Consider the following 14,854-nt stretch of genomic DNA (forward strand, 5'->3'; position numbering starts at 1 on the left):
CCTGAACAGGGTCTGTGTCTCCCCCCCATAATGAATCCACTTATTCATTACTTCTCCTAACACAGGGATAGCCATGAGTATTACACGCAGAGATTTTCTCAACGGCGTTGCCATCACCATTGCGGCAGGCGTAGCCCCCATCAATCTGCTCAAGGCTGCCGAAGGCGGCAGCGCGCTGGCGGATAAAACCCTAGCCTACCCGCCCGCCCTCACCGGCCTGCGCGGCAACCACCCGGGCTCTTTCGAACCGGCCCACAGCATCGCCCGTGACGGCAAGCAGTATGATTTTGCCAATATTCCCCTAGAGGGAGAGTACGATCTGGTGATCGTCGGCGCCGGGATCAGCGGTCTGGCCGCCGCCTGCTTCTATCAACAACTGCTCGGCGCGGATAAAAAGATCCTGCTGCTCGACAACCACGACGACTTCGGCGGCCACGCCAAGCGCAACGAGTTCACTACCCCCGATGGCCTGCGTCTGGGTTACGGCGGCAGTGAGTCCCTGCAATCACCGCGTTCGGTCTACAGCCCGGTGGCGCTCGGTCTGCTCAAGGCGCTGGAGGTCAACATCGACGAGCTGGCTGCCGGTTTCCAGCAGACCTTCTATCCGGATCTGGGGCTAAGCCGCGGCGTCTATTTCGACGAGAAGCACTTTGGCGTCAACAAGATAGTGAACGGCGATCCGGGCCACAACGTGGCGGACGATATCCCGCGCGATCGCCTGAACGGCCGGCCACTGGCAGAGTTTATCGGTGACTTCCCCCTCGATGATGCCGACAAGGCCGCCCTGTTGGCCCTGCACGAATCAAAGATCGACTACCTGAGCGGCATGACCCGCGAGCAGCAGGATGAGTGGGTAACCCGCAACAGCTACACCACCTTCCTGCGCGATAAAGTGGGCCTGAGCGAGCGGGCGATCACTTACTTCCAGCAGCGCACCAACGACTTCCAGGCGGTCGGCATCGACGCCACCGCCTGCGCCGATGCGCGCCTCTGCGCATTGCCGGGTTTCGACGGCCTCAATCTGACGCCGCTGGATGCCGAGGAGCAGGCGGAGCTGGACGATCCCTACATCTTCCACTTCCCCGATGGCAACGCCGGTCTCACCCGCCTGATGGTGCGCAAGCTCATTCCGCAGGTGGCGCCGGGTCACACCATGCAGGATGTGGTGCTGGCCAAGTTTGACTACGGCAAGCTCGACCTGCCGGAGCACAAGGTGCAACTGCGCCTTGGCAGCACGGCGTTGCAGGCCAAAAACGTGCGCCTCGCCGACGGCAAGCTGGTGGTGGATGTCACCTACATCAAGGAGGGGAAACTGCACCGGGTGCGGGCCAAGCAGTCGATCATGGCTGGCTACAACATGATGATCCCCTACATGGTGCCCGAGATGCCGGAGCCCCAGAAGGAGGCGCTGCGCCAAAATGCCAAGGCGCCGCTGGTCTACACCAAGGTGGTGATCAAGAACTGGCAAGCCTTCGTCAAGCTGGGGGTGCACGAGGTCTACTCCCCCGCCGCACCCTACAGCCGGGTCAAGCTCGACTATCCGGTCAGCATGGGTGGCTACGAGCATCCCAAGAGCCCGGATCAGCCGATGTGCCTGCACATGGTCTATGTGCCGACCCTGCCGGGCAGCGGTCTGTCGGCCCGCGAACAGTCCCGCAAGGGGCGCGCCATGATCCTCGGCATGCCGTTCGAGCAGCATGAACAGATGATCCGCGAACAGCTGCAGGGGATGCTCGGCAGCGCCGGTTTCAACCATGAGCAGGACATCCTCGCCATCACGGTCAACCGCTGGTCTCACGGCTACTCCTATGTCACCAACACCCTGTTTGATGACGAAGCGCAGTGCGAAAAATGGATTGAACTGGGTCGCCAACCGATCGGCAACATCACCATCGCCAACTCGGATGCAGGCTGGAGCCCCTACGCCCACGCCGCCATCGACGAAGCGTGGCGCGCCGTCAACGAGCTGGTTGCCATGAGCAAGGGAGGTGCCCAATGAGCCGCGCCCTGTCACTGACCGCCAGCGCCCTGCTGCTGGCCCTGCCCGCCCTTGCCGCCAACGCAGCCCCCGCCATGTCTGCGGGGGAATACGTGGCCAAGCTGGGCGATTGCGCTGCCTGTCACACCAGCGAAACCAGCAAGCCGCTGGCGGGCGGCAAAGGGTTCCCGACCCCCATCGGCACCGTATTTGCCACCAACATTACCCCCGACAAGACCCACGGTATCGGCAACTACAGCCTGCCGGAGTTCATCAAGGTGATGCGCGAAGGGGTGGCCCGCGATGGGCATCGCCTCTATCCGGCCATGCCCTACACCGCCTACGCCAAGATGAGCGATAAAGATCTCGAAGATCTCTATCACTACCTGATGAAGGAGGTGCAACCGCTGGCCATCGCCAACAAGGAGAGCGACATCCCTTGGCCGCTCAACATGCGCTGGCCGCTGATGGGCTGGAACTGGATCTACCACGATGACAGCCGCTTCACCCCGGTCGCAGGCAAAAGCGAAGAGTGGAACCGTGGCGCCTATCTGGTGCAGGGCGCCGGTCACTGCGGCAGCTGCCACACTCCGCGCGGGTTTGGCATGCAGGAGAAAGCGCTGACCGAGGCGGATCCCGTCTACCTGAGCGGGGCGGCGCTCGATGGCTGGTATGCCCCCGATATTCGCGGCAGCCGTTACAGCAAGCAGGCGCTGATCGATCTGCTGAAAACCGGCCGCAGCCAGCATGAAGCGGTCGCAGGCCCCATGGGGGAAGTGATCACTCACAGCAGCCAGTATTTCAGCGACGCCGATCTGGCCAGCATCGCCACCTATCTGACCGATCTGAAAGATGAACCGGTGGCGGAGAAAGGGGCCCGTGCCTATGCCAGTGCCAGCGGCAAGGCGGACTACGCCATGTACTGCTCCACCTGTCACGGGGTCAACGGCCAGGGGAATGACCACGTCATCCCCTCGCTGGTCAACAACCGCACCGTGCTGGCGAGCGATCCGTCGAGCCTGATCAACGTGCTGCTGCACGGCGCCGAAACACCGGTCACCCACGGCCATCTGGGTTACCACATGCCGGGCTATGGCTGGACCATGGATGATGAGCGGCTCGCCGAGCTGGTCAACACCCTGCGCGCCTCCTGGGGCAATGAAGGCACCGCCGTCAAGGCGGCAGCGGTCAAGGCCCAGCGCGAGCTGCACGGCAAGGAGTAAGGGCTGTCAGCTCTCTCTTGGCCAAGTGCCATAAAAAACGGGCCTCCACTGGAGGCCCGTTTGCTATTGATGAACCAGGTTCCGGTGCTTATCCCTTGCGGGATTTTGGCCCCGGCAGTGGCGCCGTTGGCTGGCGGTAATCGCCATAGGGGAAGATATTGCGAAACCGCTGGGCCACCCGCTCGGGGATGGATCGGGAGAAGATCAGCTTGACGCCATCGCCATCGCGCTGCCCCACAATGCGACCGCGCACCGTGTCGTGACGCAGGATCTGCTTGGCATGCTCAATAAAGGCGGGTGACACCTTGCCCTGCTTGACCACTACCTTGCCGGGAGCAAGGCGGATCTCGAACAGGGCGCCACGCCCCAGCTTCATCAACCACCAGATCAGCGCAATCGCCACTATCAAGGAAATCCAGGCCATCTTCATCCCTCCCAAGCTCTTGATATCAGGCAGTATAAGCGGCCGTGCGTTCCGATTGTTTGGCGCCGATCACAGCCCCCGCCTCAACGCAATAGCGCCTCTTTGCTCAGCAATCCTTGCCCCAGCCCACCAGCGTCTCGCGATAGAGCGCCAGCAAGGCTTCATCGCGCACCGCCACCCCGACCTGCTGCGGACGATAGGCTGCCCAATCATCGTGGGAGTGGCGTTTGCCATCGAACTTTTGCAGGGTGTGGCCGATGGCCGGGCCGCTGGTAATCACCCGCACCGGCCCCTCGCGCAGGGTAAAGAGGGTCGGGTCAATGACATAGGCGATGGCGGATGGATCGTGAACGTGGCAACCAGAGAGCCCCAGCTTCTCGGAGTAGAAGCGCAGGTAGAAGCGGCTGACATCCCACAGGAAGCGGCCCGGCTCCCCCGCCTTGTCCCTGAGCTCATCCAGATAGGCGCTGCTGAAGAAGCTCTGCTGAGTCACATCCAGCCCGATGATCACTACCGGCCAATCGGCGGTAAAGACCCGGTCGGCGGCATCGGGATCGTCGTGGATATTGGCTTCGGCATAGGGGGTGACGTTGCCGCGATGGCCGTTGACGCCAAAGGCTCCTCCCATCACTACCACCTGTTTCACCAGCGAGACAATCTGGGGCGCCTGTTGCAGCGCCAGCGCCAGATTGGTCAGCGGGCCGATAGTGACGAGGGTGATCTCCCCCGGCGCGGCTTTCACCGCCTCGACTATGTACTGCCATGCGGGACGGGGATCCGGAGCGATAGTCACCTCCCCCGCCTCCATGTCGCCAAAGCCGCTCGGGCCGTGGACTATGGTGGTGGGGCCGACCGGCTCGCGCAGCAGCGGGGCGGCAGCGCCTTTGGCCACATCCGCCTTCATGCCGTACTTCTGCTTGAGCCAGAGGGCGTTGCGGGTGCCATTGTCGATAGTGGCGTTACCAAAAACAGTGGTGATGGCGAGCAGCTCGATGGCGGGATGGGCCTCGGCAAACAGGATGGCCATGGCATCGTCGATACCCGGGTCGGTATCCAGAATGATTTTATGGGTCATGAGAAATTCCTACGGTGACAAACCCTGCGACAAAAGGGAGAGTCTACCCGGCTAACGGCCCCGTATCCCGGCATGGGATCACAGAGCGGGCCTTTGCTCTCGGCAACGACACGCTGCTGGCGACAATCTGCACAAGAAACGGCGCGGCCCTGTTGCCAGCGCCGCGCCCTTTATCGTTGTTCGTTATCTGCTATCTGGCAGTGATCTGCCTTACTCCGACCCTCAGTGCTTGCGGTGCCAGCGCGGTGAGGTCGCCTTCTCCCCCCAGGGGGTGACGCAGGGGAGCAGCGCCCCTTCAATCACCATCTCGCTGCCTGCCAGCGCCTCGGCGATCTTCTGGTGCAGCACCCGCAGTACCTTGCCCTCGTGCTCGGCCAGAGAGTGGCCCGCGGCAAAGAATTCCGGCTGATATTGCAGTGCCAGCTTCTGGGCGAATTCGTAGGTGTTGAAGCAATCCGGCATCCGCTCAACCACATCTTCAAGCCGGGCCAACAAGCTGTTCAGTTCCCTGGTCATAGTGCTCTCTCCGTGTAGGTTAATAGCCAAAAACTACCCCTTATTAGATAAGTCACCAACGAGCAAACCACAAAAGTGTGGGGAGACACACAGTTCTCTCTTGCGTCCGGCTCATGGTGAACGGCAGACAGCTTGCCAGCTTTACATTCCGGTAACAAACGGCTAGATTTAGACCGACTAATCAGTCGGTCATTTTTCATGCGGAGAACAACATGGGTGCGGCGCAGCTTCAACACACTCCTGAGGATATCCTCGCCATCAAATTGTCCCTGCCGGATCAGCTGGCGCGGCTCAAGCGGGCGAGTCTGGCTCACCCCATGCCAACCCTGGCCGAGCGCCGGGCGCAGCTGACCAAACTCAAACAGGCATTGCTCGCCCACAAGGGGCAGCTGTGCAAGGCGCTGGCAGCAGATTATGGCCAGCGCAGCCACTACGACAGCCTGATTGCCGATGTGCTGCCCTGCATCATGCAGATCAACTACACCCAGAAGCGGCTCAAACGCTGGATGCAGCCCCACCGCCGCCACACCGGCCTGCTGCTGGCCCCCGCCAAAGTAGAGGTGCACTTCCAGCCACTCGGGGTAGTCGGCATTATCGTGCCGTGGAACTTTCCGGTGATGCTGAGCCTTGGCCCCCTTATCACCGCCATCGCGGCGGGCAACCGGGCGATGCTGAAACTCTCCGAGTTCACCCCCCATACCAATGCCGTGCTGCGCACCATGCTCACCAGCGTGTTTGACGAAAACGAGATCGCCATCATCGAGGGGGATGCACAGATGGCGGCGGCGTTCAGCTCACTGCCGTTCGATCACCTGCTCTTTACCGGCTCCACCATGGTGGGCAAGCTGGTGATGGCCGCCGCCGCGCCCCAGCTCACCCCCCTCACCCTTGAGCTGGGGGGCAAGAGCCCTTGTCTCATCGCCCCCGACATGCCGATCGCCACTGCGGTCGAGCGGATGATCTTCGGCAAGAGCCTCAACGCCGGACAGATCTGCGTCGCCCCCGACTATGTGCTGCTGCCCCGTAGCGAGGTGGATAACTTTATCGCCGCCTATCGCCGCCACTTCAGCAAGCTCTACCCGCAGGGGCTCAATAGTGCCGACTACGGCGCCATCATCAACGACCGCCAGTATCAGCGCCTCGTCAGCTGGCTGGATGAAGCCGAGCAGGCGGGTGCCCAGCTCCACCCCTGTGGTAGTCCGGCCCGCGATGACCAGCGTCGCCTGCTGGTGCCCCACCTGCTGACCGGGGTGCCGGGTCAGTGTCAGGTGATGCAGCAGGAGATCTTCGGGCCAGTGCTGCCGCTCATTCCCTACGACACCCTGGAGGAGGCACTCGCCTATGTGGCTGAGCGGCCCCGCCCGCTGGCCCTCTATCTGATGAGCTTCGATCCCGAGTTGCAGGCACGGGTGACCCGGGAGACCCACTCCGGCGGCATGGCGATCAACGAGAGCCTGTTTCAGGTGGCGGCCGACGATGTGCCGTTCGGCGGCATCGGCGCCTCCGGCATGGGCCACTACCACGGCCACGAGGGGTTCCTCACCTTCTCCAAGGCGAAAACCGTGCTGACCCGCGGCAAGTTCACCACCGGCTCCCTGATCCATCCCCCCTACCACAGCTGGATCCAGAAGCTGATGATGGCCTTCTTCCTGCGCTGATGGAGATGACCATGAACCAGGCTATCCCGCAGCCACAAACCATGACCGACAAGCGCCGCCAGATCCTGGATGCCGCCCTCGCCCTCTGCGCCGAAGATGGCCTGCAGGGGGCTGCCACAGCTCGAATCGCCAAGGCAGCCGGGGTGGCCAACGGCACTCTGTTCCACCACTTTCCGAGCAAGGAGGCGCTGATCCTCGCCCTCTATCAGGATGTGAAAACCCGGATGGGGAGCGCCATCCATGAAGCAGATCCCACCCTGCCGCTGTACGACCAGACCCGCCACTACTGGCAGCTGGCGATGAGATGGATGCTGGCGCATCCCAATGAGCTCAAATTCGTGCTCGGCTTCTTTCACTCCCCGCTGCTGGCCAGACCGGCCCGCAGCCAGATCCTGAACGATGCCCTGCGCTTTCTGCCTGCCCTGCTGGCAAAGGGGCAGGCCAGCGGCGAGCTGATGCAGGCTCCCGCACCACTGTTGCTGGAGGTGTGTCAGGGCCAGTTCCTCGCCTGCGCATCACTGTTTGTCGATCAACCGGAGCTGGGAGAGGACGACTACTGGCAAGCCAGTGCCTTTGCCCTCTTCTGGTCAGCCATCTCAGGAGCCAACCCCTATGACAACTCCGACCGTTGAATCTCTGGCCGCACTTGGCCGCCGCCTCTGGATCACCACACTGCTCTGGATGGTGGGTCGTACCCTCTGCCGCGCCGCCCGCACCGATGAGGCGGTACGCCGCGAATTGGCGCCGTTGCCGGACGGGCTGGCAATCCGCCTCGAAGTAGGCGGCATCGGATACGCCATGAACATGCACAAGCAGGGTGGGCGCTGGTATCCCGGTGCGCCAGTCGCCCCCCATGCCACCATCCATCCGCTGCGGGTGCGCTTCAAGCACCCCAATATCGCCTTTCGCGCCCTGAGCTTTCGGCTCGGGGTCAATCAGGCGTTCAGTGAAAACCGGCTGCTGGTGGAGGGAGACCTGACCGTTGCCATGCATCTGGTACGGGGGCTTGAGCAGTTGCAGTCCCTGATCCTGCCCGCCTTTATCGCGCGGCCTCTGCTGCGCCACTATCCAGCCCCGACCAACAAGATCGGCCGGGCCTGCAACATCTATCTGGGTCTGGTGACCGGCTAACGCGCAAGGAGCCTTGAAATGAGCCGCTATTACGATTTTTTCTGCCCGGTCAAACTGCTGGCCGGTGAACAGGCGCTGGAGCAACTGGCCAGCGAGCTGGCCAGCCTCGGGGCCCGCCGCCCGCTGCTGCTGACCGACAAGGGGGTCAATGCCACCGGCCTTGCCACCCTGCTGGCCAATGTGCTGGCCGAGGGGGAGCTGCCGGTCGCCGCCATCTGGGACGAGATCCCGGCCGACTCTTCCACCGCCGTGGTGGAGCGGATCGCCAAACGCTATCGCGAGCTCGACTGCGACAGTCTGGTGGCACTGGGGGGCGGCTCGGTCATCGACACCGCCAAGGCGGTCAACATTCTCACTTCCATGGGGGGTGAACACCTGCTCGACTACTCGGGCGCCGGTTGCCTGACCCGTCCCCTCAAGCCGCTGGCGGTGGTGCCCACCACGGCGGGCACAGGATCAGAAGTGACATTGGTTGCAGTGATCAAGGATGAGGCGAGCGGGCGCAAGGTGCCCTTCACCTCCCCCTTCCTGCTGCCCCAGCTGGCGGTGCTCGACCCGCGCCTGACCCAGGGACTGCCCCTCAATATCACCGCCGCTACCGCCATGGACGCCATGACCCACGCCATCGAGGCCTTTATCGGTACCGCCAAGAACCCGGTGAGCGATGCACTGGCCCTGATGGCGGTGGAGAAGATCGCCAGCGCCCTGCCGCAAATCATCCACGACCCGCAAAACAAACAGCTGCGGCTGCAACTGGCGGAAGGCTCCACGCTGGCTGGCATGGCATTCTCCAACTCCATGGTGGGGCTGGTGCACGCCCTCGGCCACAGTCTGGGAGCCCGCTGCCATCTGCCCCACGGGCTGTGCATGAACCTCTTTTTGCCGACCGTGCTCGACTACAACCGCCCCGAGGTGGATAGCGAGTTGGCCCGGCTGCTGTTGCCGCTGGTGGGGGCAGAGCGCTTTGCTGCCACCCCGGCCCATCAGCGAGCAGAGGCAACCATCACAGCCATTCGCACCCTGCGCGACACCTTGTGGCAAGCGGTCAAGCTGCCGCGCACCATGAGCGAGGCAGGGGTAAGCGATCGCTCGCTACTGACCGAGATCCGCGATCTGGCGATCAACGACGGTGCCCTGCTGTTCAATCGCAAAGATGCCGACCGTGAGCAGTTACTCACCCTGCTGGAGCGAGCCTGGGCCTGATCCCGACCTCTTTGCTAACACTCTTGTGTTGACACTAACGCGGTGCCCGACTCACCATCGGGCACCTTGATCTGCATCGCGATATCGATGTGCCCCCTGTCAAAGGGGGATGATATTGACCACGGGCTCTCATTATCTGTTCTATACCTTGGCTAACAGTTATGTTGTGCCGAGAGACTCAACTTTATGCCAGAGGTGCCCACCATGAGCGACATCATCCATCAGGCCAACCAGCAACAGTTCATCTGTATGGTGGAGGGGAAAGAGTCGAGACTGCGCTACCGGCGGCTCGATGCCAAGACCATCGACGCCTACAGCACCTTCGTACCCCCCGAGCTGCGGGTGCAGGGGATTGCCGATCAGCTGGCGCGCGCCTTCTTCAACTGGACTCAGGCGGAGGGGCTCACTATAGTGCCGAGCTGCCGCTACATTGATGTCTGGTTACGCCGCAATGCCAACAACTGAACCTCTGAACTCCGCCCTCGAACAGCAATTCCAAGCCAAAACAGAAGCCCTGCTGCGGGCCGATCCGCAGCGGATGGCCTGCCTGCAAGCCGCGGCCGAGCTCAATCTGCCCGACTGGGCGCTGGGAGCAGGCTTTATCCGCAATCTCATCTGGGATCACCTTCACCACAAGGCGGTGCCCACCCCGCTCAACGATATCGACCTTATCTATCTCGATAAAACCGATCCGCAAGGGCTGGCCGAGACGGCGCATGAAACCTGGCTGGCAAAGCGGCTGCCAGGTCAGCAGTGGGAAGTGCGCAATCAGGCCCGCATGCACACGCGGCAGCTGGTGGCGCCGTTTGCCAGCAGCCTTGAGGCGCTCAGCCACTGGGTCGAAGTGCCCACCTGCATCGGCGTGCGCCTCACCCGAGATGGCGAGTTCGAGTGGCTTGCCCCCTACGGCTTTACCATCAACTGGTCGCTGCAAGTGAGTGCCAACCCCAGATGTCGTCAGGACAAACAGATTTTTACCCAGCGCATCAAGGAGAAACGCTGGCAGGCTATCTGGCCTGACCTTCAGGTAAACTGGCCATAACCTGATTGCAATCTTTCGATAACCTTGGGCACACTAGGGGAAAAGCTGGTTGTAACTCAATGGGTTAAATAATGCGCGACTTCTTCTCTCTCGAACGCTGGCTACCGGGCCTCGCCGCCCTGCTGCATTACCAGCGCGCCTGGTTGATGCCAGATCTTCGCGCCGGACTCTCGGTGGCGGCCGTGGCGCTGCCCGTCGCCATCGCCTATGCCGAGCTTGCCGGGGTGGGTGCCATCGTCGGTCTCTACTCCTGCATCCTGCCCATGCTGGTCTACGCCCTGTTTGGCACCTCCCGCCAGCTGATTGTCGGCCCCGATGCCGCCACCTGCGCGGTCATTGCCGCCGTGGTGACGCCGCTGGCCGCAGGCGACCCCACCCGTCACTGGCAACTGGTGATGACCATGACCGCCATGACCGGCTTCTGGTGCCTGATTGCCAGCCGCTTCAAGCTGGGAGTGCTGGCGGACTTTCTCTCCCGACCCATCCTGATGGGGCTGCTCAATGGTGTGGCCATCACCATCATGGTGGGCCAGCTCTCCAAGATCTTCGGCTTCACTTTCAGCGAACGTTACCTCATCGAGCGGATCGCCAGCGGGGCCACCTATATCACCCAGACCCATCTGCCGACCCTGGCCATGAGTCTGGTGGCTCTGCTCACCCTGCTGCTGGCCAAGCGCTACAAACCGGCATGGCCCTCCTCCATGGTGGCCATGGTGGTGACCGCTGCGCTGGTGTGGGGCTTTAATCTCGGCCAGTTTGATATCGCCACCCTGGGGACGGTGGGCTCCGGCCTGCCCGCCTTCCAGATGCCGGAATTTCCCCCCGGCCTGATGCGGGAGCTGGTGCTGCCAGCCCTTAACCTCGCCATGGTGAGCTTCGTCTCCATGATGCTGACCGCCCGCAGCTTTGCCGCCAAAAACGGTTATGAGATAGACGCGGACAAGGAGTTTCGGGCCCTCGGTATGGCGAACCTCGCCTCCGCGGTCTCACAGGGTTTTGCCATCAGCGGCGCGGATTCACGCACCGCGGTCAACGACGCCAACGGCGGCAAGAGCCAGCTGGTCTCCATCATCGCTGCGGCGGTGATAGCCCTCATCACCTTCTATCTGACGGCGCCGCTCAAATATATTCCCACCGCCGCCCTCGGGGTGGTGCTGGTGATGGCCTCCCTGTCGCTCACCGATTTTCGCGGTCTTTGGGCCCTGCGCCACTCCGATCGCTCCGCCTTCTGGCTGGCGCTGGTCACCTTTATCAGCGTGCTCACCATGGGGGTGATCCCGGGGATCACCCTCGCCGTGTTGCTGGGGCTGTTCCAGTTCCTGCGCAATGTGATGCGCCCCACCGACCAGCTGCTTGGCATGGATGACGAGGGGGTAGTACGTACACTGGGGGACAACGAACAGGCCAAGGCGATCCCGGGTATTCTGGTCTATCGCTTCAACTCACCGCTCACCTACTTCAATGCCCCCTATTTCAAGCGGCGGGTGCTGGCCCTGCTGGTGCAGGATCCCCGAGCCCCCAAGTGTCTGGTGATCGATGCAGTCGCCTGCTTCACCCATCAGGACATCAGCGTGATGAGCATGGTGGGAGAGCTGCACAAAGAGCTGAAACGGCGCGGCATCCATATGGTGATGGCGGGTCGCCACGGTCAGATGACTCACTGGTTAAAGCAGGCGGGCGTGCGGGTAGGCGATGAGGGGATCATCCTCTGCCCCGATATGTATCAGGCGCTGCGCCTGACCCGCTGCTATCGCGAGCCGGTGTTCAAGGATGATGCGGTGGTGGAGAGCACCACAGATGCCATCCGCTCCAACTGGCCGCAGGATGATGCCCTGCCCGACTCGGCGCGCCTCACCTTGCCAAGCGAACAGGAGGCGGGCGCCACGCCTGCCTGATCCCTTGGCCTGCGCCCCTGGCCGGTGCAATCCTGCACAAGGATTGCACCGGCCTTGGCCTTGGTGTTAAATGCGCCCCCAGAGGGCACTCCCCCGTGCCCTCCCAGCTGTTGGACATGCCATGCAATCTCAATCCCACGCAGGCCCGGGCACCCTCTTTGCGCTGACCTGGCCGCTCTTTATCGATCTCGCCCTGCACTTTCTGACCGGCGCACTCAATACCTTCATGGTGGGTCACGTCTCCTATCAGGGAGTGGCCGCGCTGGCGGTCGGCAATCAGGTGTTCGATCTCGCCATCACATTGTTCAGCTTCGTCAGTATCGGTACCAGCGTGGTGATCACCCAGTATCTGGGGGCCGGCGATCGGGAGAAGAGTCGGGTGGTGATCCACACCGCTATCGGCTTCAACCTGCTGATCGGTCTGGTGGCAGCCATCGGCGTGATGGCAGGCGCCAGCACCATGCTGGCGCTGATGAACCTGCTTGCCAATCTGATGAGCGACGGGACGCTTTACTTGCAGATCATCGGTCTCTGCCTGTTGCCGGAGGCCGCAGCCCTCTGTCTGGCAGCCACCCTGCGCGCTCACGGCCACACCCGTCAGGCGATGTATGTGACCCTCATCGTCAACCTCATCACCTTCGTCGGCAACCTGCTGCTGCTCTACGGCTGGTTCGGCCTGCCCCAACTGGGGGTCGCTGGCGTGGCCATCAGCACGGTCGCGGGCCGACTGATCGGCGTGGTGCTGCTAGTGTGGCTGGTCGCCCGCAAGACCGGCATTCGGCTGGTGGTGCGCGATATCGTCCACCCCAGTAGGGAGATGCTGGGCAAGGTACTCCATATCGGCCTGCCGGCGGCAGGGGAGAACCTCTCCTGGATGCTGCAGTTTATGGTGGTGACAGCCTTTGTCGGACTGCTGGGTGACAAGGCGCTGGCGACCCAGTCCTACTTCTTTCAGATCTGCCTGTTTATCCTGCTGTTTGGCCTCTCCATCGGCCTTGGCAACGAGATCATCATCGGCCATCTGGCGGGGGCCAGGCAGTTCGATCGCGCCTATCAGCAGCTGCTCAAGAGCCTCAAGCTGGGGTTGGCAGTTACCTGCGTCATCGCCGTGGCGGCTGCCCTCAATGGCCGTACCATCATCAGCCTCTTTACCGATAATGCCGACATCATCACCCAGGTGGCGCAACTGTTTCTTATCAGCCTAATCCTCGAACCCGGCCGCACCTTCAATCTGGTGGTGATCAACGCCCTGCGGGCCACCGGGGATGCCCGTTTCCCCCTCTACATGGCGTTGCTCTCCATGTGGGGAATTGCCGTGCCACTCTCCTATTTCCTCGGTATCATGCAGGGTTATGGACTGGTCGGTATCTGGCTGGCGCTGGCCTGCGACGAGTGGGTGCGCGGTCTGGCCATGTTCTGGCGCTGGCGCAGTCGTCGCTGGCAAAACAAAATTCTTGTTGAAACAAAAGCGGAATCACAATGAAGAAGATAGGACTCTTGCTGGCTGCCATCCTGCTCAGCCCCCTGGCCATGGCGCAAACTGCCCCTGCCGCTCCCAAGGCTCAAGCCACCCAGACCTGGTATGTGGCCCCCATCGCCATCGATGAAACCAGCGACGCCCAGAAGGCGCTGACCAAGGACTTCATGGCCCAGATGATCAAGACCATCAAGATCAACGAGTACCAGACCGGCAAGGCCGTAGGCAACACCAAAAAGCCCAAGTGGCTGATCCGCACCAAGCTGATCCCCGCCAGCAACGAGCCGCTGGTCGGCAAGAAGCACCCGCAGGGTCTCACCTACGGCAAGGGCAATCCGACCCAGGAGATCGTCGGCGAGCTGTTAATGAACGGCACCCTGGTGGCCCACATCGGCCAGGGCTGGCGCGAGCCTATCGTCCCGGGCACGCCGGTGGCTGACAAACTCTCCATCGCCAACTATCGCTACGCCATCGGGGATCAGGCCAAGTCGGCGGATCTGGAGGAGCTGGCCGCCCAGATTGGCTTTGAGGCGGGCAAGGTGATCCATCGCGACGGCAAGCCGCTGCCCGAGAAGAAAAAGAAAAAAGAGCTGGCGGACGAAGAGAAAGAGTAACGTTGCCTGCATCCATAAAAAGGGGCCACTCGGCCCCTTTTTTGATCCTGCACCCTCACGCCAACACTGCCCCTGTTGTGAGTTGTCGCACAGTTTGGCTCACCATTCAGATTGATAAATCACTTATCTTGTTTTGATTCAACAAGTTATAAATATTCCGCCGAATACTCCAAATCATTGCCCCCAAATCCGATCAGGATCACATTTATCCCCGGCACTAAGGGGTAGCTTTGGTCTTACAGGCACAATCAAACGAAACCAAGGAGGCTCCATTACATGTTCCCAGAGTACAGAGAACTCATCTCGAAACTGAAGAGCAGTGATGTCCATTTCCAGAAGAAGTTTGACTTGCACAACGACCTGGATGCGGAGATTAGAAAGTTGGAAAAGCATCACGCCAGCGACTATAGCGCCGAGGTGAGAGATCTGAAAAAACAGAAACTCAAACTGAAAGAGGAGATATACGACATCCTCAAACAACATCCACAATAGATGCCTCGAAGAATATGCGGATAAGCAATTTATCCCCCAGCCCGGCCCACGCGCCGGGCTTTTTGTTGTTTCAGTCAATTAGTTGACACCCGAGCCTACCGTTCTTGCCGGTAGTTTGTTACATTT

15 protein-coding genes are annotated in these 14,854 nt (G+C 61.6%); 12 read left to right on the forward strand and 3 right to left on the reverse strand.

The genetic code is table 11. The features are described from left to right. The first annotated feature begins 73 nt into the window (after window positions 1-73). Both VF684_RS06135 and VF684_RS06140 read left to right on the forward strand, forming a co-directional pair. The gene (locus VF684_RS06135) at window positions 74-1,999 is read left to right on the forward strand and encodes an NAD(P)-binding protein (protein ID WP_236272112.1); all 1,926 of its coding nucleotides are present in this window, start codon (window positions 74-76) and stop codon (window positions 1,997-1,999) included. After that, window positions 1,996-3,201, forward strand: a complete 1,206-nt coding sequence (locus VF684_RS06140) for a c-type cytochrome (protein ID WP_376898623.1) — start codon at window positions 1,996-1,998, stop codon at window positions 3,199-3,201. Before VF684_RS06135 ends, VF684_RS06140 begins: the two co-directional genes overlap by 4 nt. A gap of 88 nt (window positions 3,202-3,289) precedes the next feature. Here VF684_RS06140 and VF684_RS06145 read toward each other — a convergent pair whose 3' ends face one another. From VF684_RS06145 to VF684_RS06155, 3 genes are all read right to left on the reverse strand, one after another. Next, window positions 3,290-3,625: a DUF3634 family protein gene (locus VF684_RS06145; protein ID WP_058058867.1), complete on the reverse strand. Its 336-nt coding sequence runs from the start codon at window positions 3,623-3,625 to the stop codon at window positions 3,290-3,292. A 106-nt stretch (window positions 3,626-3,731) separates the two neighbouring features. Next, a complete protein-coding gene (locus tag VF684_RS06150) occupies window positions 3,732-4,700 on the reverse strand; it encodes a nucleoside hydrolase (protein WP_376898625.1) in 969 nt (322 codons plus the stop codon). Window positions 4,701-4,922: 222 nt separating this feature from the next. Beyond that, window positions 4,923-5,216 carry a hypothetical protein gene (locus VF684_RS06155; RefSeq protein ID WP_005353197.1) on the reverse strand — a complete coding sequence of 98 codons (294 nt, stop codon included), beginning with the start codon at window positions 5,214-5,216 and terminating at the stop codon, window positions 4,923-4,925. Between the two features lie 212 nt (window positions 5,217-5,428). On the opposite strand from VF684_RS06155, the gene VF684_RS06160 reads away from it, so the two are divergent. The 10 genes from VF684_RS06160 to VF684_RS06205 all read left to right on the forward strand — a co-directional run bounded on the left by VF684_RS06160 (window position 5,429) and on the right by VF684_RS06205 (window position 14,728). Next, entirely contained in the window at window positions 5,429-6,874 is a 1,446-nt protein-coding gene (locus VF684_RS06160; RefSeq protein ID WP_376898627.1) for a coniferyl aldehyde dehydrogenase, read from the forward strand. An 11-nt stretch (window positions 6,875-6,885) separates the two neighbouring features. Then, the gene (locus VF684_RS06165) at window positions 6,886-7,506 is read left to right on the forward strand and encodes a TetR/AcrR family transcriptional regulator (protein ID WP_201945934.1); all 621 of its coding nucleotides are present in this window, start codon (window positions 6,886-6,888) and stop codon (window positions 7,504-7,506) included. After that, a complete protein-coding gene (locus tag VF684_RS06170) occupies window positions 7,487-8,005 on the forward strand; it encodes a hypothetical protein (protein ID WP_201945932.1) in 519 nt (172 codons plus the stop codon). The genes VF684_RS06165 and VF684_RS06170 overlap by 20 nt, the downstream gene beginning before the upstream one ends. Before the next feature lie 18 nt (window positions 8,006-8,023). Further along, window positions 8,024-9,208, forward strand: coding sequence for an iron-containing alcohol dehydrogenase (locus VF684_RS06175; RefSeq protein ID WP_201945930.1), 1,185 nt, complete (start codon window positions 8,024-8,026; stop codon window positions 9,206-9,208). Between the two features lie 204 nt (window positions 9,209-9,412). Continuing rightward, on the forward strand, window positions 9,413-9,673 hold the full coding sequence (locus VF684_RS06180; RefSeq protein WP_005337747.1) for a GNAT family N-acetyltransferase: 261 nt from the start codon (window positions 9,413-9,415) through the stop codon (window positions 9,671-9,673). Continuing rightward, the gene (locus VF684_RS06185) at window positions 9,660-10,250 is read left to right on the forward strand and encodes a nucleotidyltransferase family protein (protein ID WP_201945929.1); all 591 of its coding nucleotides are present in this window, start codon (window positions 9,660-9,662) and stop codon (window positions 10,248-10,250) included. Before VF684_RS06180 ends, VF684_RS06185 begins: the two co-directional genes overlap by 14 nt. Before the next feature lie 71 nt (window positions 10,251-10,321). Then, window positions 10,322-12,145, forward strand: coding sequence for a SulP family inorganic anion transporter (locus VF684_RS06190; RefSeq protein WP_021230679.1), 1,824 nt, complete (start codon window positions 10,322-10,324; stop codon window positions 12,143-12,145). A 121-nt stretch (window positions 12,146-12,266) separates the two neighbouring features. Continuing rightward, window positions 12,267-13,628: an MATE family efflux transporter gene (locus VF684_RS06195; protein ID WP_376898630.1), complete on the forward strand. Its 1,362-nt coding sequence runs from the start codon at window positions 12,267-12,269 to the stop codon at window positions 13,626-13,628. Continuing rightward, window positions 13,625-14,236, forward strand: coding sequence for a hypothetical protein (locus tag VF684_RS06200; protein WP_376898631.1), 612 nt, complete (start codon window positions 13,625-13,627; stop codon window positions 14,234-14,236). The genes VF684_RS06195 and VF684_RS06200 overlap by 4 nt, the downstream gene beginning before the upstream one ends. A 276-nt stretch (window positions 14,237-14,512) precedes the next feature. Further along, a complete protein-coding gene (locus tag VF684_RS06205; RefSeq protein WP_005337763.1) occupies window positions 14,513-14,728 on the forward strand; it encodes a YdcH family protein in 216 nt (71 codons plus the stop codon). The last annotated feature ends 126 nt before the right edge of the window (window positions 14,729-14,854 follow it).

The organism is Aeromonas sp. Lyrl_2 (assembly GCF_051948815.1).
GTDB lineage: Bacteria > Pseudomonadota > Gammaproteobacteria > Enterobacterales > Aeromonadaceae > Aeromonas > Aeromonas veronii.

Coding starts and splice junctions, on each gene's coding strand:
- VF684_RS06170 (WP_201945932.1), top strand. CDS start 7,487: ATGACAACTCCGACCGTTGAATCTCTGGCCGCACTTGGCCGCCGCCTC.
- VF684_RS06185 (WP_201945929.1), top strand. CDS start 9,660: ATGCCAACAACTGAACCTCTGAACTCCGCCCTCGAACAGCAATTCCAA.
- VF684_RS06165 (WP_201945934.1), top strand. CDS start 6,886: ATGAACCAGGCTATCCCGCAGCCACAAACCATGACCGACAAGCGCCGC.
- VF684_RS06155 (WP_005353197.1), bottom strand. CDS start 5,216: ATGACCAGGGAACTGAACAGCTTGTTGGCCCGGCTTGAAGATGTGGTT.
- VF684_RS06150 (WP_376898625.1), bottom strand. CDS start 4,700: ATGACCCATAAAATCATTCTGGATACCGACCCGGGTATCGACGATGCC.
- VF684_RS06195 (WP_376898630.1), top strand. CDS start 12,267: ATGCAATCTCAATCCCACGCAGGCCCGGGCACCCTCTTTGCGCTGACC.
- VF684_RS06140 (WP_376898623.1), top strand. CDS start 1,996: ATGAGCCGCGCCCTGTCACTGACCGCCAGCGCCCTGCTGCTGGCCCTG.
- VF684_RS06200 (WP_376898631.1), top strand. CDS start 13,625: ATGAAGAAGATAGGACTCTTGCTGGCTGCCATCCTGCTCAGCCCCCTG.
- VF684_RS06190 (WP_021230679.1), top strand. CDS start 10,322: ATGCGCGACTTCTTCTCTCTCGAACGCTGGCTACCGGGCCTCGCCGCC.
- VF684_RS06205 (WP_005337763.1), top strand. CDS start 14,513: ATGTTCCCAGAGTACAGAGAACTCATCTCGAAACTGAAGAGCAGTGAT.
- VF684_RS06175 (WP_201945930.1), top strand. CDS start 8,024: ATGAGCCGCTATTACGATTTTTTCTGCCCGGTCAAACTGCTGGCCGGT.
- VF684_RS06135 (WP_236272112.1), top strand. CDS start 74: ATGAGTATTACACGCAGAGATTTTCTCAACGGCGTTGCCATCACCATT.
- VF684_RS06145 (WP_058058867.1), bottom strand. CDS start 3,625: ATGGCCTGGATTTCCTTGATAGTGGCGATTGCGCTGATCTGGTGGTTG.
- VF684_RS06180 (WP_005337747.1), top strand. CDS start 9,413: ATGAGCGACATCATCCATCAGGCCAACCAGCAACAGTTCATCTGTATG.
- VF684_RS06160 (WP_376898627.1), top strand. CDS start 5,429: ATGGGTGCGGCGCAGCTTCAACACACTCCTGAGGATATCCTCGCCATC.